Origin of the sequence: Pandoraea nosoerga (genome assembly GCF_902459585.1) — a bacterium.
GTDB classification, from domain to species: Bacteria; Pseudomonadota; Gammaproteobacteria; order Burkholderiales; family Burkholderiaceae; genus Pandoraea; species Pandoraea nosoerga.
In genome coordinates this window covers 87634-107399 of record NZ_CABPSC010000012.1, presented here as the reverse complement: position 1 = coordinate 107399, position 19766 = coordinate 87634, and the positions used below count along the sequence as shown (strand labels likewise).

Annotated in this window: 19 protein-coding genes; 15 read left to right on the top strand and 4 right to left on the bottom strand. The window is 66.5% G+C overall.

Annotation, left to right across the window (positions count from 1 at the left end):
- Positions 1 to 52 precede the first annotated feature (52 nt).
- Positions 53 to 976, bottom strand: coding sequence for a DMT family transporter (locus PNO31109_RS15785; RefSeq protein WP_150556415.1), 924 nt, complete (start codon positions 974 to 976; stop codon positions 53 to 55).
- A 77-nt stretch (positions 977 to 1053) separates the two neighbouring features.
- Entirely contained in the window at positions 1054 to 2763 is a 1710-nt protein-coding gene (locus PNO31109_RS15780; protein ID WP_174966425.1) for a helicase HerA-like C-terminal domain-containing protein, read from the bottom strand.
- A 308-nt stretch (positions 2764 to 3071) separates the two neighbouring features.
- Between PNO31109_RS15780 and PNO31109_RS15775 the strand changes: the two genes are divergently transcribed.
- The 15 genes from PNO31109_RS15775 to PNO31109_RS15705 all read left to right on the top strand — a co-directional run bounded on the left by PNO31109_RS15775 (position 3072) and on the right by PNO31109_RS15705 (position 18184).
- Positions 3072 to 3797 carry a YebC/PmpR family DNA-binding transcriptional regulator gene (locus tag PNO31109_RS15775; RefSeq protein WP_150556414.1) on the top strand — a complete coding sequence of 242 codons (726 nt, stop codon included), beginning with the start codon at positions 3072 to 3074 and terminating at the stop codon, positions 3795 to 3797.
- Between the two features lies 1 nt (position 3798).
- Complete coding sequence (purD, locus tag PNO31109_RS15770) at positions 3799 to 5076, top strand: phosphoribosylamine--glycine ligase (RefSeq protein ID WP_150556413.1); 1278 nt, start codon at positions 3799 to 3801, stop codon at positions 5074 to 5076.
- Positions 5077 to 5366: 290 nt separating this feature from the next.
- Positions 5367 to 6257, top strand: coding sequence for a mechanosensitive ion channel family protein (locus PNO31109_RS15765; RefSeq protein ID WP_150556412.1), 891 nt, complete (start codon positions 5367 to 5369; stop codon positions 6255 to 6257).
- Between the two features lie 111 nt (positions 6258 to 6368).
- On the top strand, positions 6369 to 7304 hold the full coding sequence (gene hemF / locus PNO31109_RS15760; RefSeq protein WP_150556411.1) for an oxygen-dependent coproporphyrinogen oxidase: 936 nt from the start codon (positions 6369 to 6371) through the stop codon (positions 7302 to 7304).
- A gap of 14 nt (positions 7305 to 7318) precedes the next feature.
- The gene (locus PNO31109_RS15755) at positions 7319 to 8038 is read left to right on the top strand and encodes a nicotinate-nucleotide adenylyltransferase (protein ID WP_150556410.1); all 720 of its coding nucleotides are present in this window, start codon (positions 7319 to 7321) and stop codon (positions 8036 to 8038) included.
- Between the two features lie 60 nt (positions 8039 to 8098).
- Positions 8099 to 8545 (top strand): ribosome silencing factor, encoded by a 447-nt coding sequence (rsfS, locus tag PNO31109_RS15750; RefSeq protein ID WP_150556409.1) that lies wholly within the window; start codon positions 8099 to 8101, stop codon positions 8543 to 8545.
- A gap of 18 nt (positions 8546 to 8563) precedes the next feature.
- A complete protein-coding gene (gene rlmH / locus PNO31109_RS15745) occupies positions 8564 to 9034 on the top strand; it encodes a 23S rRNA (pseudouridine(1915)-N(3))-methyltransferase RlmH (protein ID WP_150556408.1) in 471 nt (156 codons plus the stop codon).
- A gap of 354 nt (positions 9035 to 9388) precedes the next feature.
- On the top strand, positions 9389 to 10720 hold the full coding sequence (gene ugpB / locus PNO31109_RS15740; RefSeq protein ID WP_150556407.1) for a sn-glycerol-3-phosphate ABC transporter substrate-binding protein UgpB: 1332 nt from the start codon (positions 9389 to 9391) through the stop codon (positions 10718 to 10720).
- A gap of 145 nt (positions 10721 to 10865) precedes the next feature.
- Positions 10866 to 11762: a sn-glycerol-3-phosphate ABC transporter permease UgpA gene (gene ugpA, locus PNO31109_RS15735; RefSeq protein ID WP_150556406.1), complete on the top strand. Its 897-nt coding sequence runs from the start codon at positions 10866 to 10868 to the stop codon at positions 11760 to 11762.
- Positions 11759 to 12604 carry a sn-glycerol-3-phosphate ABC transporter permease UgpE gene (gene ugpE, locus PNO31109_RS15730; RefSeq protein WP_150556405.1) on the top strand — a complete coding sequence of 282 codons (846 nt, stop codon included), beginning with the start codon at positions 11759 to 11761 and terminating at the stop codon, positions 12602 to 12604. Before ugpA ends, ugpE begins: the two co-directional genes overlap by 4 nt.
- A gap of 2 nt (positions 12605 to 12606) precedes the next feature.
- Positions 12607 to 13704 carry a sn-glycerol-3-phosphate import ATP-binding protein UgpC gene (locus PNO31109_RS15725; RefSeq protein WP_150556404.1) on the top strand — a complete coding sequence of 366 codons (1098 nt, stop codon included), beginning with the start codon at positions 12607 to 12609 and terminating at the stop codon, positions 13702 to 13704.
- Positions 13701 to 14477, top strand: coding sequence for a glycerophosphodiester phosphodiesterase (ugpQ, locus tag PNO31109_RS15720; protein WP_150556403.1), 777 nt, complete (start codon positions 13701 to 13703; stop codon positions 14475 to 14477). The genes PNO31109_RS15725 and ugpQ overlap by 4 nt, the downstream gene beginning before the upstream one ends.
- A gap of 305 nt (positions 14478 to 14782) precedes the next feature.
- Positions 14783 to 15382 carry a Maf family protein gene (locus PNO31109_RS15715; protein ID WP_150556402.1) on the top strand — a complete coding sequence of 200 codons (600 nt, stop codon included), beginning with the start codon at positions 14783 to 14785 and terminating at the stop codon, positions 15380 to 15382.
- Positions 15383 to 15426: 44 nt separating this feature from the next.
- Complete coding sequence (gene rng, locus PNO31109_RS15710; RefSeq protein ID WP_150556401.1) at positions 15427 to 16896, top strand: ribonuclease G; 1470 nt, start codon at positions 15427 to 15429, stop codon at positions 16894 to 16896.
- A gap of 28 nt (positions 16897 to 16924) precedes the next feature.
- On the top strand, positions 16925 to 18184 hold the full coding sequence (locus PNO31109_RS15705) for a cation diffusion facilitator family transporter (protein ID WP_150556400.1): 1260 nt from the start codon (positions 16925 to 16927) through the stop codon (positions 18182 to 18184).
- 119 nt (positions 18185 to 18303) lie between these two features.
- On the opposite strand, the gene rfbC is transcribed toward PNO31109_RS15705, so the two are convergent.
- Positions 18304 to 18852 carry a dTDP-4-dehydrorhamnose 3,5-epimerase gene (gene rfbC / locus PNO31109_RS15700; RefSeq protein ID WP_150556399.1) on the bottom strand — a complete coding sequence of 183 codons (549 nt, stop codon included), beginning with the start codon at positions 18850 to 18852 and terminating at the stop codon, positions 18304 to 18306.
- Between the two features lie 22 nt (positions 18853 to 18874).
- A complete protein-coding gene (rfbA, locus tag PNO31109_RS15695; RefSeq protein ID WP_150556398.1) occupies positions 18875 to 19762 on the bottom strand; it encodes a glucose-1-phosphate thymidylyltransferase RfbA in 888 nt (295 codons plus the stop codon).
- Between the last annotated feature and the right edge of the window lie 4 nt (positions 19763 to 19766).

Here is a 19766-nt window from a genome sequence, read left to right as displayed (position 1 = left end):
AAGCCCCGGTCCGGGGCTTTTTTTCTGCGGCTGGGGATGGGGCGGGCGGCGATCATCCATTTCGGGCTTTGCGGCGCGTGGCCATGGCCACGCCCACGGCTGCCAACACCATGCCGCCCCATGCCAGCGGCGGCATGTGTTCGCCGACCATGGCCCATGCCGCGAGCGCCGCGGCCGGCGGCACCAGGAAAAACAGCGCCGATACGCGCGAGGCCTCGCCGCGCCGGATCATCGCCAGCAACAGCGAGATCGCGACGATCGAATTGCCGATCACCAGATAGACTAGGGACAGGCCGAGCTGCCACGTCCATTCGATGTGCATCGGCTCGAGCCACCACGCGAGCGGCAGCGTCGCGGCAAACCCGACGGCGTATTGCACGAGGTTCGACGTGATCGGATGCTGCCCCACGCCGAAGCGCTTCTCATACAGCGTGCCGCCGGTGATCGCGCCCAGCGCCACGAAGGTCAGCACGAGTCCCGGCACGGAAGTGGCCTCCACGGCCGAGCGCGCCACGATGACGAGCGCCGCCCCGGCCAGCCCCAGCCCGAGGCCGACCCAGTTCAGCCCGCTCACGCGCTCGCCCACCAGATACGGCGCGGCCAGCGCCACGAGAATGGGCTGCAGCGACGTGATCAGCGCAACGCTGCCCGCCGAGACGCCCATGCGCAGCGCGAGATACGTCATGCTGAAGTACAGCGCCTGAATGAGCAGGCCGATGACGACGAGATGCCCCCACGCCGCCGCGCTCCTGGGCAACGGCGGGCGCATGACGAGCGCCAGCGGGGCGAGCAGCACCAGCACCAGGCCATAGCGCAGTGCGAGGAACGTCAGGGCGTCGGCATACGCCAGACCGATCTTGGCGACGGTGAAGCCGACCGACCACAGAAACAGGAAGATGAGCGGCGCGGCGCGCAGCCACAACGGATCGTGGGCGACACCGGTGCGTACCGGCTCCAGTGAAGATTTCAGCGACATGGATTGACGCAGGCCTGGCGAAACCGGCAATCCCGGGCGCGGCTGACGCTTGGCGGGACCGCGGTTTCGCGGTTATCTCAACGGCGTCGGCTGCCGCCGAAAATGCTGCCGAGCACGCCGCGCACGATCTCGCGCCCCAACTGGCTGCCCACGGTGCGCGCCGTGCTCTTAACCATCGCTTCGATGGCCGTGTCCTTGCGCCGCGAGCTGCCGGCGCCGCCCAGCAGTCCGCCGAGCGAGTCTTTCACCGTGTCGAGCAGACCGCCGCCCGAAGCGCCGTCGCGTGCCTCGCCGCCGGCCGGCGTCTCCGGCTGGCGCGACTGCGTGCGTCCAACCAGCTTTTCGTAGGCCGACTCGCGATCCACTGCGTTCTCATAGACGCCGGCGACGAGCGAGGCCGCCATGAGCGCCGCACGCTCCTGCGCCGTGATGGGCCCGATGCGCGACGCCGGCGGCGCGATAAACGCGCGTTCGGTCACGGCAGGACGCCCCTTCTCGTCGAGCAGCGAGACCAGCGCCTCGCCCACGCCGAGCTCGCCGATCACCGTTTCGATGTCGAGCGCGGGGTTGGCGCGCATGGTCTGCGCGGCCACTTTCACGGCCTTCTGGTCGCGCGGCGAATAGGCGCGCAACGCGTGCTGCACTCGGTTGCCGAGCTGCCCCAGCACGGTGTCGGGCACATCGACCGGGTTTTGCGTGACGAAGTACACGCCCACGCCTTTCGAACGGATGAGCCGCACCATCTGCTCGATGCGCTCGAGCAATGGCTTGGGCGCTTCGTTGAACAACAGGTGCGCTTCGTCGAAGAAGAAGACGAGCTTCGGCTTCTCGGGATCGCCCACCTCCGGCAGCCGCTCGAACAGTTCGGCGAGCAGCCACAGCAGGAAGGTCGCGTAGATGCGCGGTGCGCCGAGCAGCTTGTCCGCCGCGAGGATATTGACGACGCCGCGCCCCTGCGCGTCGGTTTGCATGAAGTCCTCGATGTTGAGCATCGGCTCACCGAAGAACTTGTCGGCGCCCTGCTGCTCGAGCGTGAGCAGCCCGCGCTGGATCGCGCCGACCGAGGCGGCCGAAATATTGCCGTACTGCGTGGTGAACGCGGAGGCGTTGTCGCCCACGTGCTGCAGCATGGCACGCAGATCCTTGCTGTCGAGCAACAGCAGACCGTTGTCGTCGGCAATCTTGAACACGAGATTGAGCACGCCGCTCTGCGTCTCGTTCAGACCGAGCAGGCGAGCGAGCAGCAGCGGGCCGAGATCGGAGACGGTCGCGCGCACCGGGTGCCCCTGCTCGCCGAACACATCCCACAGCGTGGCGGGGCTGCCGTGCCAGTGCGGCGTGTCGAAGCCGAGATTGGCGATGCGCTCCTGGAGCTTGGGCGTCTGCGTGCCGGGCTGCGTGATACCCGTCAGGTCACCCTTCACGTCGGCGAGGAACACCGGCACGCCGATGTCCGAAAAGGCCTGCGCCATCACCTGCAGCGTGACGGTCTTGCCGGTGCCCGTCGCGCCGGTGATCAGGCCGTGGCGGTTGCCCATGGCCGGCAGCAGGCCGAGCACATGCTGGGCGTTGCGGGCAATGACGAGCCGGTCGCCCGCCTCCTGCGCGGCGCTCGCGCCGCCGGGCGCCGGAGCGGGCGCCGCTGACGCAGCGGGCGAAGGCGTGGGGACAGTGGGTGCGATGGGGGCCGCGGCAGCGGCGTCGGCAGCGCTGGCGACGGCCGCAGGCGCGGCGGCGGCAGGGGAAGCGGCGGACGGCACTTGCGGCGGCACGGACTTGCGGGGCATGAGCGACCTCGGCGGTAGACGCCTGCCTGCCCCGTGACACGGCGCAGCAAACACCCGTGGCACGGCGCGGCGGCATGATAAAATTGCCTTCGATTATAGCGGCACGTCGCCGCTTGGCCCGTCCCGGCCCGATTCGCACGCGGTGCGCCTCGGGCGCCACGGGACAATTGGGCAAATGAGGGCAACTGGTTTTCGGGCGCCCGCGACCCCGGTGGTGGCGGGCGCTCCCGTTTCAACGGCTGGTCGCGCCGGATTCTGGCGGCCACAGCGCATACTTTGCCGCACTGCGCGGCACGACGGAGAAATTCATGGCGGGTCATAGCAAATGGGCCAACATCAAACACAAGAAAGCGGCAGCCGATGCCAAGCGCGGTAAGGTCTGGACACGCCTGATCAAGGAAATCACCGTGGCGGCGCGCCTCGGCGGCGGCGACGCCGACAGCAACCCGCGCCTGCGTCTGGCCATCGAAAAAGCGGCCGACGCGAACATGCCCAAGGACAACGTCAAGCGCGCCATCGACCGCGGCATCGGCGGTCTGGACGGCGCCAACTACGAGGAAATCCGCTACGAAGGCTATGGCCTGAACGGCGCGGCCGTGATCGTCGACACGATGACGGACAACCGCACCCGCACGGTCGCGGAAGTGCGCCACGCGTTCTCGAAGTTCGGCGGCAACATGGGCACCGACGGCTCGGTGTCGTTTCTGTTCACGCACTGCGGTCAGTTCCTGTTCTCGCCCGAAACACCGGAAGACAAGCTGATGGAAGTCGCACTCGACGCGGGCGCGGACGACGTCATCACCAACGACGACGGCAGCTTCGAAGTGATCTGCCCGCCCAACGACTTCCAGGCCGTCAAGGCCAAGCTCGAAGCGGCCGGACTGAAGGCCGAGGTCGCCGAAGTCACGATGAAGCCGCAAACCGAAGTGGTCTTCACCGGCGAAGACGCCGTGAAGATGCAGAAGCTGCTCGACGCGCTCGAAAATCTCGACGACGTGCAGGAAGTGTTCACCAACGCCGTCATCGAGGAATAAGATGAAGATCATGGTTGTCGGCTCGGGCGGCCGCGAACACGCGCTGGCGTGGAAGCTTGCCCAATCGCCGCGCATTCAAATCGTGTACGTTGCTCCGGGCAACGGCGGCACGGCGCTCGACGAGCGCCTGCGCAACGTGCCGATCAGCGATCCGAACGTGCTGGCCGAGTTCGCCGCACGCGAAGGCATCGCCCTTACGGTGGTCGGGCCGGAAGCGCCGCTCGCCGCCGGTATCGTCAATATCTTCCGCGCCCGCGGCCTGAAAGTCTTCGGACCGACCAGGGAAGCGGCGCAGCTCGAATCGTCGAAGGACTTCGCCAAGGCGTTCATGAAACGCCACGGCATTCCGACCGCCGATTACGAAACGTTCTCCGACGCCGCCAGGGCGCACGCCTACATCGACGCCAAGGGCGCGCCGATCGTCATCAAGGCCGACGGCCTGGCCGCCGGCAAGGGCGTCGTGGTGGCGATGTCGCTCGAGGAAGCGCACAGCGCCGTGGACGCCATGCTCGCCGACAACAAGCTCGGCGACGCCGGCGCCCGCGTGGTCATCGAGGAGTTCCTCGAGGGCGAGGAAGCGAGCTTCATCGTGATGGTCGATGGCAAGAACGTGCTGCCGCTGGCCACGTCGCAGGACCACAAGCGCCTGCTCGACAACGATCAGGGCCCCAACACGGGCGGCATGGGCGCCTACTCGCCCGCGCCGATCGTGACGCCGCAGATCCATGCCCGCGTAATGCGCGAAATCATCCTGCCGACGGTGCGCGGCATGGAGACCGACGGCATTCGCTACACCGGTTTCCTGTACGCCGGTCTGATGATCGACGCGCAAGGCAACATCAAGACGCTCGAGTTCAACTGCCGCATGGGCGACCCCGAGACGCAACCGATCATGGCGCGCCTGAAGGGCGACTTCTCGGTGGTGGTCGAGCACGCGATCGCCGGCACGCTCGACAAGGTCGAGCTCGACTGGGACCGCCGTTACGCGCTGGGCGTGGTGCTCGCCGCGCACGGCTATCCCGACAATCCGCGCAAGGGCGATCGCATCTCGGAGATTCCGGCGGAGACGGCCGATTGCGTGACGTTCCATGCCGGCACGCAGTTCGAGAACGACGTGCTGTCGGTCACTGGCGGGCGCGTGCTGTGCGTGGTCGGCCTGTCCGACACGGTGCGCGGCGCGCAAAGCGTGGCGTATCAGACCGTCAATCAGATCAACTTCGACGGCATGCAGTATCGCCACGACATCGGCAACCGCGCGCTCACGCGCAAGCCCGAGTAAGTCACCGTCCGGGGAGGCGGCGACGGCCAGCGCCAACGCCACCGCCCCGCTCTGCCGCGGCCCGGAGGACGTCGAGTCCCCCGGGCCGTTGTCGTTTGGCGCCCGAAGTCCGGCACGCGGACCTCCGGGCGCCGAAGTTTCAGCCCCGAGAGAGTGCCGGGCCGCGATTGACAAGCGCAAGCCAAGTTGGCACGCTGGCGCGACGTGATGCCCCGAGCATCGCGGCTGCGGCCGGCCCGGCGCAACTCATGCAGTTTTCCTGACGGATCTCTCGCTCGATGGAGACTCACATGTTCGACCTCAACAAGCTGGTCAACGACTATCTCGTGCCGTTCGGCCTGAAGATCGTCATGGCCGTCGTCATCTGGATCGTCGGCGGCATCGTCATCAACCTCGTGGCACGGCTCGTGCGAAGCGCAATGTCTCGCCGCGCCATCGATCCGACCCTCGTTCGCTACACCGAATCGACGCTGCGCATCGCGTTGCGCATCGCCCTCATTCTGTCGATCCTCAGCGTCTGCGGCATCGAAACGACGTCCTTCGCCGCACTGCTCGCCGCCGCCGGCGTCGCTATCGGCGCGGCGTGGTCGGGGCTGCTGTCGAACTTCGCCTCGGGCATCTTCCTGATCGTCCTGCGCCCATTCAAGACCGGCGACATGATCAGCGCCGGCGGCGTGACCGGCGTCGTCGATGAAATCGGCCTTTTCGTCACCACCCTCACCACCGCCGACAATCTGCGCGTGTACGTCGGTAACACGAAGGTCTTCAGCGACAACATCACGGTGTACGACGCGAACGCGTTCCGGCGCGTCGATCTGACCGCGCAACTGGCCCATACGGTGGACGTGCAGGACGCCATCGCGCGTCTGAAGGCGCGTATTGCGCAAATTCCGAACGTGATGAGCACGCCTGCGGTCGACGTCGCGATTCTCGAGTTCAACCCGGCCGGCCCGGTGCTCGCCGTGCGGCCCTACTGCCACAATCGCGATTACTGGCAGGTGTACTTCGACACCAACCGGGCGATCTCGGAAGTGGGCGGCACGGCGCAGTGGCCGGTGCCCGCGCCGCGTCAGATCCTCATGCCGCCGCCGGGCGAGCTGGGCGCCGGTGCGGTGCGAGCCGTGCCGGCAACAGGCGCCGCCGCCCCCGCCGGCACGCTGCCCAACGCCCCGGCGCCTTGATGCAAGTCATGCCGGCGGCACGGAGCACTCCCGTCTGTCGCCGGCGCCCGCCCCCGAATGCGTGGCTGCCGGTACAATCGCGGTAATGAACACGCATGGGGACGTCACAGAATGACAGCGCAGGACGCTGCCTCGGCGCCGGATACGGCAGCCGTTCGCACTTATCTTCTCGGGCTTCAGGAGCGCATCGTCGAGACGCTCGAGCGCCTGGACGGCAAACGCTTCTTCGCTGACGACTGGCAACGCCCGGCCGACAGCGCCCTGCGCGGTGACGGCCGCACCCGCGTGCTCGACGACGGCGACTTCTTCGAGCGCGGCGGCGTGAACTTCTCCCACGTGGTTGGCGACAAGCTGCCGGGCTCGGCGAGCGCGTCGCGTCCCGAACTGGCCGGCCGCGGCTTCGAGGCGCTCGGCGTCTCGCTGGTACTGCACCCGCGCAATCCGTACTGCCCGACCGTGCATTTCAACGTGCGCATCCTGATCGCCACCGCGCCCGGCGAGGCGCCGGCGTTCTGGTTCGGCGGCGGCATGGACCTCACGCCCTACTACCCGTTCGAGGACGACTGCCGGCATTTCCATCAGACGTGCAAGAACGCGCTCGATCCGTTCGGCGCCGAGTGGTATCCGCGCTTCAAGGCGTGGTGCGACGAGTACTTCTATCTGAAGCATCGTCAGGAGCCGCGCGGCATAGGCGGCATCTTCTTCGACGACTTCTCGGGCGGGGGCTTCGAGACGGGCTTCGGCGTCATGCAAAGCGTGGGCGACGCGTTTCTCGACGCCTACGTGCCGATCATCGAGCGCCGACGCGGCATGCCATACGGCGAGCGCGAGCGCGACTTCCAGGCGCATCGGCGCGGCCGGTACGTCGAATTCAATCTGGTGTGGGACCGCGGCACGCACTTCGGCCTGCAATCGGGCGGGCGCACCGAGTCGATCCTGATGTCGATGCCACCGATCGTGAAGTGGCACTACGACTGGAAGCCGGAGCCGGGCACGCCCGAAGCCAGGCTGTACACGGACTTCCTCGTGCGCCGCGAGTGGGTGTAAGGGGCGGGCTGCGCATGACCGTATTCTCCCCCGCCGCCGGCACGGCACCCATCGCCCCACGGCGGCGCATCGGCGTGCTGGGCGGCACGTTCGACCCCATCCACACCGGCCATCTCGCGCTCGGCGCCCTGTTCGCCCGCACCCTGGCGCTCGACGAACTGGTACTCATGCCCGCCGGCCAGCAGCCGCAAAAGCACGGCAGCACCGCGGCCGAGCATCGTCTGGCCATGACGCGGCTGGCCGCCGAAGGGCTCGCGGCAGAACTCGCCCGCACACAACCGGCCACGCAGTTGATCGTCAGCACGCGCGAGATCGAGCGCGCGGGGCCGAGCTACACCGTCGACACGCTGCGCGAGCTGCGCGCCGACGCCGGCCCCGACGCCTCGCTCTCGCTGCTGATCGGCTCGGACCAGTTGGTGCGGCTCGACACGTGGCACGCCTGGCGTGAGTTGTTCGATTACGCGCACGTCTGTGCGGCGGCGCGTCCCGGTTTCAGCCGCGAGACGGCATCGCCGACGCTGCGCGAGATGTTCGCCGAGCGGGAGAAGTCCGCGCTCGGGGTACAATCCACGCCATGCGGCGGCATCCTGATCGACGACTCACTGGCCGTCGACATTTCCGCCACCGAGTTGCGCGCCACGCTGGCGCACGCGCGAGACGCGGCCACGCCCCCGGCGAACCTGCCCGAATCCGTGTGGCAGTACATCCGCGCGCAGCACCTGTATCGCGCCTGACAATCCCCGGCTCTTCCCGGGCCCCGCCACGCGCACCCCGTTTCACCCAAAAGACGCACTATGGATATTCGCAAACTTCAGCGCCTCATCGTCGACGCTCTCGAAGACGTCAAGGCCCAGGACATCAAGGTGTTCAACACCTCGCACCTGACCGCACTGTTCGACCGCGTGATCATCGCGAGCGGCACTTCCAACCGCCAAACCAAGGCGCTCGCCGCGAGCGTGCGCGACAAGGTCAAGGCCGGCGGCGGCGACATCGTGAGCATGGAGGGCGAGGACGTGGGCGAATGGGTGCTGGTCGACACCGGCGACGCCATCGTGCACATCATGCAACCGGCACTGCGCCAGTACTACAACCTCGAAGAAATCTGGGGCGAGAAGCCGGTGCGCCTGAAGGCCGCGGGCACCCGGGCCGGCGCCAAGGCAAGCGCGGAAGCGGACGACGACGAGGAAGACGACGGCGACGCGGCGGCCACACCCTCCCCGGCACGCCGCAAGGCCAGGTAAGCCGGCACATCGCACACCATGCGTCTGTTCATCCTCGCAGTCGGGCACAAGATGCCCGGCTGGATCGAGACGGCGTTTGCCGAGTACGCCAAGCGCATGCCGCCCGAGCTGCGCATCGAGCTCAGGGAAATCAAGCCGGAGCAACGTTCCAACTCCCGCACGGCGGAGACGGTCATGGCCGCCGAGGCGCAGCGCATCGAGGCGGCCCTGCCGCGCGGCTGCCGCCTCGTCTGCCTGGACGAGCGTGGGCTGGATCTCACCACGATGCGCCTGGCCCAGTCGCTCACCGGCTGGCAGCAGGACGGACGCGACGTGGCCTTCGTGATCGGCGGCGCCGACGGATTAGACCCCGCCCTCAAATCGCGCGCCGACACGCTCATCCGCCTGTCCAGCCTGACGCTGCCCCACGGCATGGTACGCGTGCTGCTCGCCGAGCAGCTCTACCGCGCCTGGAGCATCAACGCCAATCACCCTTACCATCGCGTGTGAGGTTGCCCTCCCGGGCTGCCCCCGGGCGCGGCCTGCGCCCTCGACCCCTCGACGAGCCCCGGCCTGAGCCGGTTCCGCCCCAAGTCAGCGGCACGCCGGGCGCCGGCCACGACTACGTCGGTATCAAATCCAGTCAGCACGCTTTGTACGGTGCCATGCCGCGTTGCACGGCGCTCGCGCCCGCCGGCCCAGGCCGACTGGCGGTGTCGTGTGCTGTCAATCCCCGCCAGACGTCGTCATACAACACACGTTGTGCACCGCCAGTGGAAAAAACATGACGACGTGTTAGTCTACGCGGCGCTATATCGTTCGCACCGCGAACAACAGACTTCTCGTGAACCACCGGAGATTGGCATGAAGCAACCTTCCCTGCGTAAATTCGCCCTGGTCGGCGCCGCCGCGGCATTGGCGCTCGGCATGAGCGCCCCGGCCCTGGCCGCGACCGAGATCCAGTTCTGGCACTCGATGGAATCGGCCCTCGGCGAGCGCGTGAACCAGATCGCCAACGACTTCAACGCGTCGCAGAGCGACTACAAGATCGTTCCCATCTACAAGGGCAACTACGAGCAGGGTCTGGCCGCCGGTATCGCCGCCTTCCGCGCCGGCAATGCGCCGGCGATTCTGCAGGTCTACGAGGTCGGCACCGCCACGATGATGCAGGCCAGGAAGGCCGTGAAGCCGGTGTGGGAAGTGATGAAGGACGCCGGCGAGCCGTTCGACGAGAAGGCCTTCGTGCCGACCATCGCGAGCTACTACGCCGACAGCAAGACGAACCACCTCGTGTCGATGCCGTTCAACAGCTCGACCCCGGTGCTGTACTACAACAAGGACGCCTTCAAGAAAGCCGGGCTCGATCCGAACACCCCGCCGAAGACCTGGGCCGACGTGAAGGCCGACGCGCAGAAGCTCAAGGCCGCCGGTCTGGCATGCGGCTTCACCATGGGCTGGCAGAGCTGGACGCAGCTCGAGAACTACAGCGCGTGGCACGCCCTGCCGTTCGCGACGAGGAACAACGGTTTCGACGGTCTCGACGCCAAGCTCGAATTCAACGGTCCGCAGCAGGTCAAGCACATCCAGTTCCTGGCCGACATGGCCAAGGAAGGCACATTCACGTATGTGGGCCGCAAGGATGAAGTGACCTCGAAGTTCTACAGCGGCGACTGCGGTATCGCCATGACCACCTCGGGCGCGCTCGCCAACATCGCCAAGTACGCCAAGTTCAGCTACGGCGTGGGCATGATGCCATACGACGCCGACGTGAAGGGCGCACCGCAAAACGCCATCATCGGCGGCGCCAGCCTGTGGGTGCTCGCCGGCAAGTCGCCCGCCGAGTACAAGGGCGTGGCCAAGTTCCTGAACTACCTCGCCTCGCCGGCCGTGGCCGCGAAGTGGCATCAGGACACGGGCTACCTGCCGGTCACGAAGGCCGCCTACGAGCTGACCGAGAAGCAGGGCTTCTACGCGAAGCACCCGGGCGCCGACATGGCCATCAAGCAGATGCTCAACAAGCCGCCCCTGCCGTTCACGCGTGGCCTGCGTCTGGGCAACATGCCGCAGATCCGCACGGTGATCGACGAGGAGCTCGAAGGCGTGTGGAGCGGCAAGCAAGCCCCCAAGGCCGCCCTCGACAAGGCTGTCTCGCGTGGCGACGACCTGCTGCGCCGCTTCGAGAAGTCGGGCAGCTAAGTCGCCCTCGTTGTCGCCCTCGTTGCCGCGGGGCGCCAGATGCCGGCTTTTCCTGCTGCCGGCCGCCCGCGCGACGACGCTACAATGACGCCACCCGGCCCGCCCTCCGAGCGGGCCGGTTTCGCTTTTTTTCCGGCAACACGTTATGGCGCATAACACCAGAGAACGCCCTCGCTTCGGAACCGGCTGGCTGCCCTACGCGCTCGTAGCGCCGCAGCTGCTCATCACGGTCGTGTTCTTCCTTTGGCCCGCGGGTGAAGCCCTGTGGCAGTCGACGTCGGCGCAGGACGCCTTCGGGCTGTCCAGCCAGTTCGTCGGCATCGACAACTTCACGGCGCTATGGAGCGACGCGCTCTATCTCGCCTCGTTTCGCACCACGATGATCTTCAGTGGCCTGGTCACGGTCTGCGGGCTCGTCATTTCGCTGCTGCTCGCCGCCATGGCCGATCGCGTGACGCGCGGCAAGCGCACCTACCAGACGCTGCTGATCTGGCCCTACGCCGTGGCGCCGGCGATCGCCGCCGTGCTGTGGGCATTCCTGTTCAACCCGAGCATCGGCCTCGTCACCTATGGCCTCGCGAAGCTCGGCATCGAGTGGAACCACGCGCTCAACGGCGGCCAGGCCATGTTCCTCGTGGTGCTCGCCTCGATCTGGAAGCAGATCAGCTACAACTTCCTGTTCTTCTACGCCGGGCTGCAGGCCATTCCGCGCTCGCTCGTGGAAGCCGCCGCCATCGACGGCGCGGGTCCGGTGCGCCGCTTCTTCGGGCTGGTACTGCCGCTGATCTCGCCCACAACGTTCTTCCTGCTCGTGGTCAATCTCGTGTACTCGTTCTTCGACACCTTCCCGGTGATCGACGCGGCCACCGGCGGCGGCCCCGGCCAGTCGACCATGACGCTGATCTACAAGATCTACTCGGAAGGCTTCAAGGGGCTCGACCTCGGCAGCTCGGCGGCGCAGTCGGTGGTGCTCATGGCCATCGTCATCGTGCTCACCGTCGTGCAGTTCCGCTTTATCGAACGCAAGGTGCAATACGCATGATCGAGAATCGTCGCGGCCTGGATATCTTCTGCCACGTCATGCTGGTGATCGGCGTGCTGCTGGTGGTCTTTCCGCTCTATGTGGCGTTCGTCGCCGCCACCATGAACGAGCGCGAAATTTTCGACGTGCCCCTGTCGCTCGTGCCGAGCACGCACCTGTTCCAGAACCTGTCCACCGTGTGGAACCAGGGGACGGGCGACTCGGCCATGCCGTTTGGGCTGATGCTCGGCAACAGCCTGCTCATGGCGCTGGTCATCACGATCGGCAAGATCTCGGTGTCGATCCTCTCGGCATTCGCCATCGTGTATTTCCGCTTCCCGCTGCGCAACCTGTTCTTCTGGCTGATCTTCGTCACGCTGATGCTGCCGGTCGAAGTGCGCATCTTCCCGACCGTGCAGGTCATCTCGAGCCTCGGGCTCATCAACAGCTACGTGGGCCTCACCGTGCCGCTCATCGCCTCGGCCACGGCCACGTTCCTGTTCCGGCAGTTCTTCATGACGCTGCCCGACGAACTCGTGGAAGCGGCGCGCATCGACGGCGCGGGCCCGATGCGCTTTTTCTTGGACGTGGTGCTGCCGCTGTCGAAGACGAACATCGCGGCGCTGTTCGTGATCACGTTCATTTACGGCTGGAATCAGTATCTGTGGCCGATTCTGGTGACCAACGCCCCGTCGATGACGACGGCGGTCGTCGGCATCAAGAGCATGATCGGCAGTGGCGACACCGCCACGCAATGGCAGCTCGTCATGAGCGCCACCCTGCTCGCCATGCTGCCGCCGCTCGCGGTGGTTCTGCTCATGCAGCGCTGGTTCGTGCGTGGTCTGGTCGATTCGGAAAAGTAATCATGGCAAACCTTAAACTCCATAGCGTCAAGAAAACCTACGACCAGAAGAACTACGTCCTGCACGGCGTGGACATCGACATCCAGGACGGCGAGTTCGTGGTGATCGTGGGACCGTCGGGCTGCGGCAAGTCGACGCTGCTGCGCATGGTCGCCGGCCTGGAATCGGTCAGCGAGGGCAGCATCCTCATCGGCTCGCAGGTCGTCAACCAGTTGGAGCCGAAGGATCGCAACATCGCGATGGTGTTCCAGAACTACGCGCTGTATCCGCACATGAACGTGCGCGAGAACATGTCGTATGGTCTGAAGATCCGCGGCATCGACAAGAAGGCCATCGAAGAGCGCGTGCTCGCCGCGGCGCGCATTCTCGAGCTCGAGCCGCTGCTCGGCCGCAAGCCGCGCGAGCTCTCCGGCGGCCAGCGTCAGCGCGTGGCGATGGGCCGCGCGATCGTGCGCGAGCCGGCCGTATTCCTGTTTGACGAACCGCTCTCGAACCTCGACGCAAAGCTGCGCGTGCAAATGCGTCTGGAAATCCAGCGCCTGCACAAGCGTCTGAAGACGACGAGCCTGTACGTGACGCACGATCAGGTCGAAGCCATGACGCTCGCCGATCGCGTGATCGTCATGAACAAGGGCTACGCCGAGCAGATCGGCACGCCCTCAGACGTGTACGAACGCCCCGCGTCGCTGTTCGTGGCGAGCTTCATGGGCTCGCCCGCGATGAACCTGCTCAAGGGCCGCGTCGATCCGGAAGGCCGCACGTTCCAGGTGGACGGCGGCGGTCCCTCGCTGCGCCTGCCCCCGACGAGCCAGGCCCATGCCAACCGTGAGCTCGTGCTGGGCGTGCGGCCGGAGCATCTCGTGCCGGCCGAGCAGCGCGACGGCATCGGCGCGTTCGCCGCGCAGACCAACATCGTCGTCGATCAGCTCGAGCTGCTGGGCGCGGACAACCTCGCGCACGGCCGCTGGGGCGATCAACCCGTGACGGTGCGTCTGCCGCACGAGTTGCGACCGGCCGCCGGGGCGATCGTGCCGCTGGCCATCTCGGCGCGCTCGCTGCATCTGTTCGATCCTTCGACCGGCAAACGGGTGGAAGCATGAGCGATACCTCGTCCTCGCCTGTGTGGCGCACCTGGCCATATCCGCGCATCGTCTCGCACCGCGGCGGCGGCAAGCTCGCGCCCGAGAACACGCTCGCGGCCCTCGAGATGGGCGCTTCGCTCGGCCTGCACATGGTCGAATTCGACGCCAAGCTCTCGGCTGACAACGTCGTCTTCCTGCTGCACGACGACACGGTCGATCGCACGAGCGACGGCCACGGCGCGGCCGCCGGCATGACCTACGCCGAGATCGAGCGACTCGACGCCGGCAGTTGGTTCGACGCGCGCTTCGCCGGGCAGAAGATGCCTACGCTCGCGCAGGTCGCCGAGCGCTGCCACGCGCTGGGGCTCGCGGCCAACGTCGAGATCAAGCCGTGCCCGGGCCGCGAGCTCGAGACAGGGCGGCTCGTCGCCGAAGCGGTCAGACAATTGTGGGCTGGGCAGGCCGTGCGGCCGCTGCTCTCGTCGTTCTCTTACGAGGCGCTGGAAGCGGCTGCCGCGGCGGCGCCCGAACTGCCGCGCGGCATGCTGTACGAAGCCGTGCCGGCCCACTGGCGCGACGATGCGCGCAAGCTCGGCACCGTCTCGCTGCACGCGAGTCATCGGCATCTGGACGGTCCGCAGGTCGCTGAAATCAAGGCCTACGGTCTGCAGATGCTCGTCTACACGGTCAACGACCCGGCCCGCGCGCGCGAGCTCGCGGCGTGGGGCGTGGACGCCATCTGCACCGACCGCATCGACCTCATCGGCGACGATTTTCTTGCCGCCGGCTAAGCGACGGCGCGGACATTCATGGGCGGCGGGCGGCGTCTCGCCGGCCTTGCCCTGACCTCCGGCCGACTTTGCGCCAACCTTCGGCCGGCTTTTGCGCCGGCGCGCCTTCGATTTCGCCCGTCTCCGAGCCCGCCGTATCGCGGGTTCCGGGGCTTTCCCGGCCGCGTGCGCACCCCACGTGCCCTGCTGGCGGGCGTGGGCGCAAGGCGGCATAATAAGGCGTTCCCCTCGCCCAGCCTATCCAGCGGCCCGGCCCACGAAGCGTTTTCGGTGTGCCGGGCTGGACGAATTCAAGCCAAGCCGCCATGCCGTACATCTATCTCGCTTCGCAAAGCCCCCGCCGTCAGGAATTGTTGCACCAGCTCGGCGTTCGTTTCGAGCTGCTGCTGCCCCAGGCCGACGAGGACGCCGAAGCGCTCGAAGCCGTACTGCCCGGCGAGCCGCCCGACGACTACGTACAGCGCGTCACACGCGCGAAGGCCGAAGCGGCGCTGGCGCGTCTGTCGCGCGCCGGCCTGCCCGCTGCGCCGATCCTCGCGGCCGACACCACGGTGTGTCTCGATGGCACCATCCTCGGCAAGCCGTTCGACGACGCCGACGCACGCGCCGTCCTCGCGCGCCTGTCAGGCACGCGCCATCGCGTACTGACCGCGGTCGCCGTCTGCGCCGACGGGCAGATCCATCAGGCGGTAAACATCTCGCACGTGTGGTTCCGCCCGCTGCGCCGCGAGGAAATCGAGCGCTACGTCGCCTCGGGCGAGCCGCGCGGCAAGGCGGGCGCCTACGGCATCCAGGGCAAGGCGGCCGAGTTCGTCATGCGTATCGACGGCAGCTACTCGGGCATCATGGGTCTGCCGCTGTGCGAGACCGCCGCGCTCTTGCGCCAAGCGGGCGTCGACTTCTGACGCGAACCGAATCTGCCAAGCATTTCGAGTCTGGTCGACACTTTATGAACGAAGACATTCTGGTCAACATCACACCGCAGGAAACCCGTGTGGCGCTCATGCAGCTCGGCGCCGTGCAGGAGCTGCACATCGAGCGCACGCTCTCGCGCGGCCTCGTCGGCAACATCTATCTGGGCAAGGTCGTGCGCGTGCTGCCCGGCATGCAGTCGGCCTTCATCGACATCGGCCTGGAGCGCGCGGCGTTCCTGCACGTGGCGGACATCTGGCATCCGCGCGTGAGCAACGATACGTCGGTGCCGCATCCGCAGCCGCCGATCGAGAAGACCGTCTTCGAAGGCCAGACGCTCATGGTGCAGGTCATCAAGGATCCGATCGGCACGAAGGGCGCACGCCTGTCCACGCAGATCAGCATTGCGGGGCGCACGCTCGTCTACCTGCCGCAGGAGCCGCATATCGGCATCTCGCAGCGCATCGAGAGCGAAGCCGAGCGCGAGGCGCTGCGCAGCAAGATTCAGGCGCTGGTGCCGGGCGACGAAAAAGGCGGCTTCATCGTGCGCACCATTGCCGAGGACGCCGCGGACGCGGAGCTCGCCAATGACATCGCCTACCTGCGCAAGTCGTGGCAGACCATCGGCGAGCAGAGCACGCGCATGCCGGCGCCTGCATTGCTGTATCAGGACCTGAACCTCGCGCAGCGCGTGCTGCGCGATTTCGTGCACGAGGACACGGGCAAGATCCTCGTCGATTCGCGTGAAACGTTCCAGAAGCTCGCGGAATTCGCCACGACCTACACGCCGGCGGTGCTCGGCAAGCTCACGCATTACACCGGCGAGCGGCCGCTGTTCGACCTGTACAACGTGGAGACGGAGATCGAGCGCGCGTTGTCGCGCCGCGTCGATCTGAAGTCCGGCGGCTATCTGATGATCGACCAGACCGAGGCCATGACGACCATCGACGTGAATACGGGCGGCTACGTCGGGGCGCGCAACTTCGACGACACGATCTTCAAGACGAACCTCGAAGCGGCGTTGATGATCGCGCGCCAGCTGCGGCTGCGCAATCTCGGCGGCATCATCATCATCGATTTCATCGACATGGAAAGCGCCGAGCATCGCGACTCGGTGCTGGCCGAGCTCAAGAAGGCGCTCGCACGCGATCGCACACGCATTACCGTGAACGGTTTCTCGCAACTGGGGCTCGTGGAGATGACCCGCAAGCGCACGCGCGAGTCGCTCGCCCATGTGCTGTGCGAGCCGTGCGCCGTGTGCCAGGGCAAGGGGCAGGTGAAGACGCCGCGCACGCTGTGCTACGACATCCTGCGCGAGATCCTGCGCGAGTCGCGTCAGTTCAACCCGCGCGAATTCCGTCTGATCGCCTCGCAGGAAGTCGTGGACCTGTTCCTCGAAGAAGAGTCGCAGCATCTGGCGATGCTCATCGACTTCATCGGCAAGCCGATTTCTCTGCAAGTCGAATCGACGTTCCATCAGGAACAGTACGACATCATTCTGATGTAACACTGCGGCGATCAAGCGCCTCGACCCCATGCCTTACACGAACTACGACAACCTGGCGGCATCGAGCGAGGCGCTCGACAAGCACGCCGTCGCGCGCCATTCGACCTGGGTCAGCATCTGGGTCAATATCGTGCTCACCACGGCGCAGATCGCCGTCGGCGTTTTCGCCCGTTCTCAGGCGTTGATCGCCGACGGCATTCATTCGCTCTCGGACATCGTCTCCGACTTCGTGGTGCTGGCCGCTGCGCGCGGCAGCGCGCGGGCGCCCGACGCCGACCACCCCTACGGGCACAGCCGCTACGAAAATGCGGCGTCGCTGTTCCTCGGCGTGATTCTGGTGGCCGTCGGCGCGGGCATGTTGTGGCGCGGCGTGGAGCGCCTGCTGCATCCCGAAGCGATTCCGGAAGTGCACACGGTCGCGCTCGCTGTCGCCGTGTTCGTGCTGGTATCCAAGGAAGGACTCTTTCGCTACATGCTGCGCGCCGCGCAGCGCGTGCGCTCGGCCATGCTGGTGGCCAACGCCTGGCACGCGCGCTCGGACGCCCTTTCCTCGCTCGTCGTGGCTTGCGGCATTCTCGGCAACCTCGCGGGCTATCGCATTCTCGATCCGCTCGCCGCCGCGCTCGTGGGCCTGATGATCGGCCGCACCGGCTGGAAATTCGGCTGGAACGCGCTGCAGGACCTGATCGATCGCGGTGTGGACGACGGCACCACCGTCAACATCCGCACGCGGCTCACCGACACGCCGGGTGTGCGCGCCATCGACATGCTGCGTACCCGCCGCATGGGCGACCAGATCGTCGTGGACGTGCATATCCTCGTCGACGGCCGGCTGTCCGTCTCCGAGGGCCATTACATCGCCGAGCAGGCGCGCGCGGCAGTCATGCGCGAGCCGGAGATTCTCGACGTGCTGGTTCATGTCGACGCGGAGAGCGACACCAAGGGCACCGCCTTGCAGCAGTGGCCGGCGCGCGCGGTCGTCGTCGGCGCGGCCGAAGTGCTCTGTCGAGCCAACGCGCTGGCGCTGCACGGCGTGAAGCTGCACTACCTCGACAACGGGTTGGAAGCGGACGTGCTGGTCGAGGGGCTGGGAGACGCGTCGGGGGCCGGCATGCACGGCGGCATCGAGCCGGCGTCGCAGGCGGTGGCGGATGCGCTCGCCGCCCGCTTCGGCCTGCGCCGCGTGCGAGTGCTGTGCATTACCGGGGAAACGCCGGCGGCCGAAGAGGTGCGCGCGACGGCGAACGGCGAAGGCGTTTCGACGGCCGCCGGGCGCCCCGTCGACTGACGGACGCGAGGCTCGCGGCGGCCGCGGCGGAATGGAATGCGGCGAAACGTGGTGACAAGGTGACGTCGACGGGTTCGGGCAATCGCGGCCTTGCCCGACTGTGCTCGGAAGCGATCCGATCAATCCTCGTGGCGGTAATCCGCGAACAGCATGCCGACCTTGTCCTTGTCCGAGACGATGGGGGTGATGCCGTCGAGCGGCCAGGGGATCGCAAGTGTCGGGTCGTCCCAGCGGATGCAACGCTCGTACTGCGGCGCCCAGTAGTCGGTCGTCTTGTAGAGCACTTCCGCAGTCTCCGAAGTCACCACGAAACCGTGCGCGAAGCCTGCCGGAATCCACAACTGTTTCTTGTTCTGCGCGCTCAGCACCTCGGCCACCCACTTGCCGAACGTCGGTGAGCCCTGGCGGATATCGACGGCCACGTCGTAGATCTCGCCCTGCAGCACACGCACGAGCTTGCCCTGCGGTTGCTTCACCTGATAGTGCAGGCCACGCAGCACGCCGCGCGCCGAGCGCGACTGGTTGTCCTGCACGAAGGTGAGACGCTTGCCGAGAGCATCGTCGAACTGGCGCTGGTTGAAGCTTTCAAAAAAGTAGCCGCGCGAGTCGCCGAACACTTTCGGCTCGACCACTTTGACGTCGGCAATGGCGGTGGCAATCAGTTGCATGAGTTGACCTTAGACGGAGCGATCAGAATACGCGCTCGTTGAGCATGGCGAGCAGGTACTGGCCGTAGCCGGTCTTCACCAGCGGTTGGGCCAACGCTTCGATGGCAGCGGCGTCGATCCAGCCGCGTCGATAAGCAATTTCTTCCGGACATGCCACCTTCAGGCCCTGGCGGCTTTCGATGGTCTGAATGAACGTGCTCGCCTCGAGCATCGATTCGTGCGTCCCCGTATCGAGCCACGCGTAGCCGCGGCCCATGATCTGGACGTTGAGCTTGCCGCGCTTCAGGTACTCGTTGTTGACGTCCGTAATCTCCAACTCGCCGCGCGCCGACGGTTTGATGGCGCGTGCAATCTCGATCACGTCGTTGTCGCAGAAGTACAGTCCGGTGACCGCGTAGCGCGACTTGGGCTCCTTCGGCTTTTCCACGAGATCGATGGCCTTGCCGTTCTCGTCGAACGTCACCACGCCATAACGCTCCGGATCGTGTACCGGATAGGCGAAGACCGTCGCGCCGCTCGTCTGCGCGTTGGCCGCGCCAAGCAACGCCGCGAAATCATGGCCATAGAACAGATTGTCGCCAAGCACCAGCGCGCACGGATCGTTGCCGATGAAGTTCGCACCGATCAGGAACGCTTGTGCGAGACCGTCCGGCGACGGCTGCACCGCGTATTGCAGATTCAGGCCCCACTGCCTGCCGTCGCCGAGGAGTTGCTCGAAACGGGGGGTATCTTGCGGCGTAGAGATAATCAGCACGTCGCGAATTCCCGCCAGCATCAGCGTGGTGAGCGGGTAGTAGATCATCGGCTTGTCGTAGACCGGCAGCAGTTGCTTGGAGACCGCCAGCGTCGCCGGATACAAGCGCGTGCCGGATCCTCCGGCGAGAATAATGCCTTTGCGTCTGACGCCCATACGT

What these genes read in the sequence shown, in the direction of transcription:
- PNO31109_RS15715 (WP_150556402.1), top strand. Translation starts at nt 14,783, where the DNA reads ATGCCGTACATCTATCTCGCTTCGCAAAGCCCCCGCCGTCAGGAATTG.
- PNO31109_RS15755 (WP_150556410.1), top strand. Translation starts at nt 7,319, where the DNA reads ATGACCGTATTCTCCCCCGCCGCCGGCACGGCACCCATCGCCCCACGG.
- PNO31109_RS15765 (WP_150556412.1), top strand. Translation starts at nt 5,367, where the DNA reads ATGTTCGACCTCAACAAGCTGGTCAACGACTATCTCGTGCCGTTCGGC.
- ugpQ (WP_150556403.1), top strand. Translation starts at nt 13,701, where the DNA reads ATGAGCGATACCTCGTCCTCGCCTGTGTGGCGCACCTGGCCATATCCG.
- ugpA (WP_150556406.1), top strand. Translation starts at nt 10,866, where the DNA reads ATGGCGCATAACACCAGAGAACGCCCTCGCTTCGGAACCGGCTGGCTG.
- hemF (WP_150556411.1), top strand. Translation starts at nt 6,369, where the DNA reads ATGACAGCGCAGGACGCTGCCTCGGCGCCGGATACGGCAGCCGTTCGC.
- PNO31109_RS15775 (WP_150556414.1), top strand. Translation starts at nt 3,072, where the DNA reads ATGGCGGGTCATAGCAAATGGGCCAACATCAAACACAAGAAAGCGGCA.
- PNO31109_RS15725 (WP_150556404.1), top strand. Translation starts at nt 12,607, where the DNA reads ATGGCAAACCTTAAACTCCATAGCGTCAAGAAAACCTACGACCAGAAG.
- PNO31109_RS15705 (WP_150556400.1), top strand. Translation starts at nt 16,925, where the DNA reads ATGCCTTACACGAACTACGACAACCTGGCGGCATCGAGCGAGGCGCTC.
- PNO31109_RS15785 (WP_150556415.1), bottom strand. Translation starts at nt 976, where the DNA reads ATGTCGCTGAAATCTTCACTGGAGCCGGTACGCACCGGTGTCGCCCAC.
- ugpE (WP_150556405.1), top strand. Translation starts at nt 11,759, where the DNA reads ATGATCGAGAATCGTCGCGGCCTGGATATCTTCTGCCACGTCATGCTG.
- PNO31109_RS15780 (WP_174966425.1), bottom strand. Translation starts at nt 2,763, where the DNA reads ATGCCCCGCAAGTCCGTGCCGCCGCAAGTGCCGTCCGCCGCTTCCCCT.
- rfbA (WP_150556398.1), bottom strand. Translation starts at nt 19,762, where the DNA reads ATGGGCGTCAGACGCAAAGGCATTATTCTCGCCGGAGGATCCGGCACG.
- rfbC (WP_150556399.1), bottom strand. Translation starts at nt 18,852, where the DNA reads ATGCAACTGATTGCCACCGCCATTGCCGACGTCAAAGTGGTCGAGCCG.
- ugpB (WP_150556407.1), top strand. Translation starts at nt 9,389, where the DNA reads ATGAAGCAACCTTCCCTGCGTAAATTCGCCCTGGTCGGCGCCGCCGCG.
- rlmH (WP_150556408.1), top strand. Translation starts at nt 8,564, where the DNA reads ATGCGTCTGTTCATCCTCGCAGTCGGGCACAAGATGCCCGGCTGGATC.
- rng (WP_150556401.1), top strand. Translation starts at nt 15,427, where the DNA reads ATGAACGAAGACATTCTGGTCAACATCACACCGCAGGAAACCCGTGTG.
- purD (WP_150556413.1), top strand. Translation starts at nt 3,799, where the DNA reads ATGAAGATCATGGTTGTCGGCTCGGGCGGCCGCGAACACGCGCTGGCG.
- rsfS (WP_150556409.1), top strand. Translation starts at nt 8,099, where the DNA reads ATGGATATTCGCAAACTTCAGCGCCTCATCGTCGACGCTCTCGAAGAC.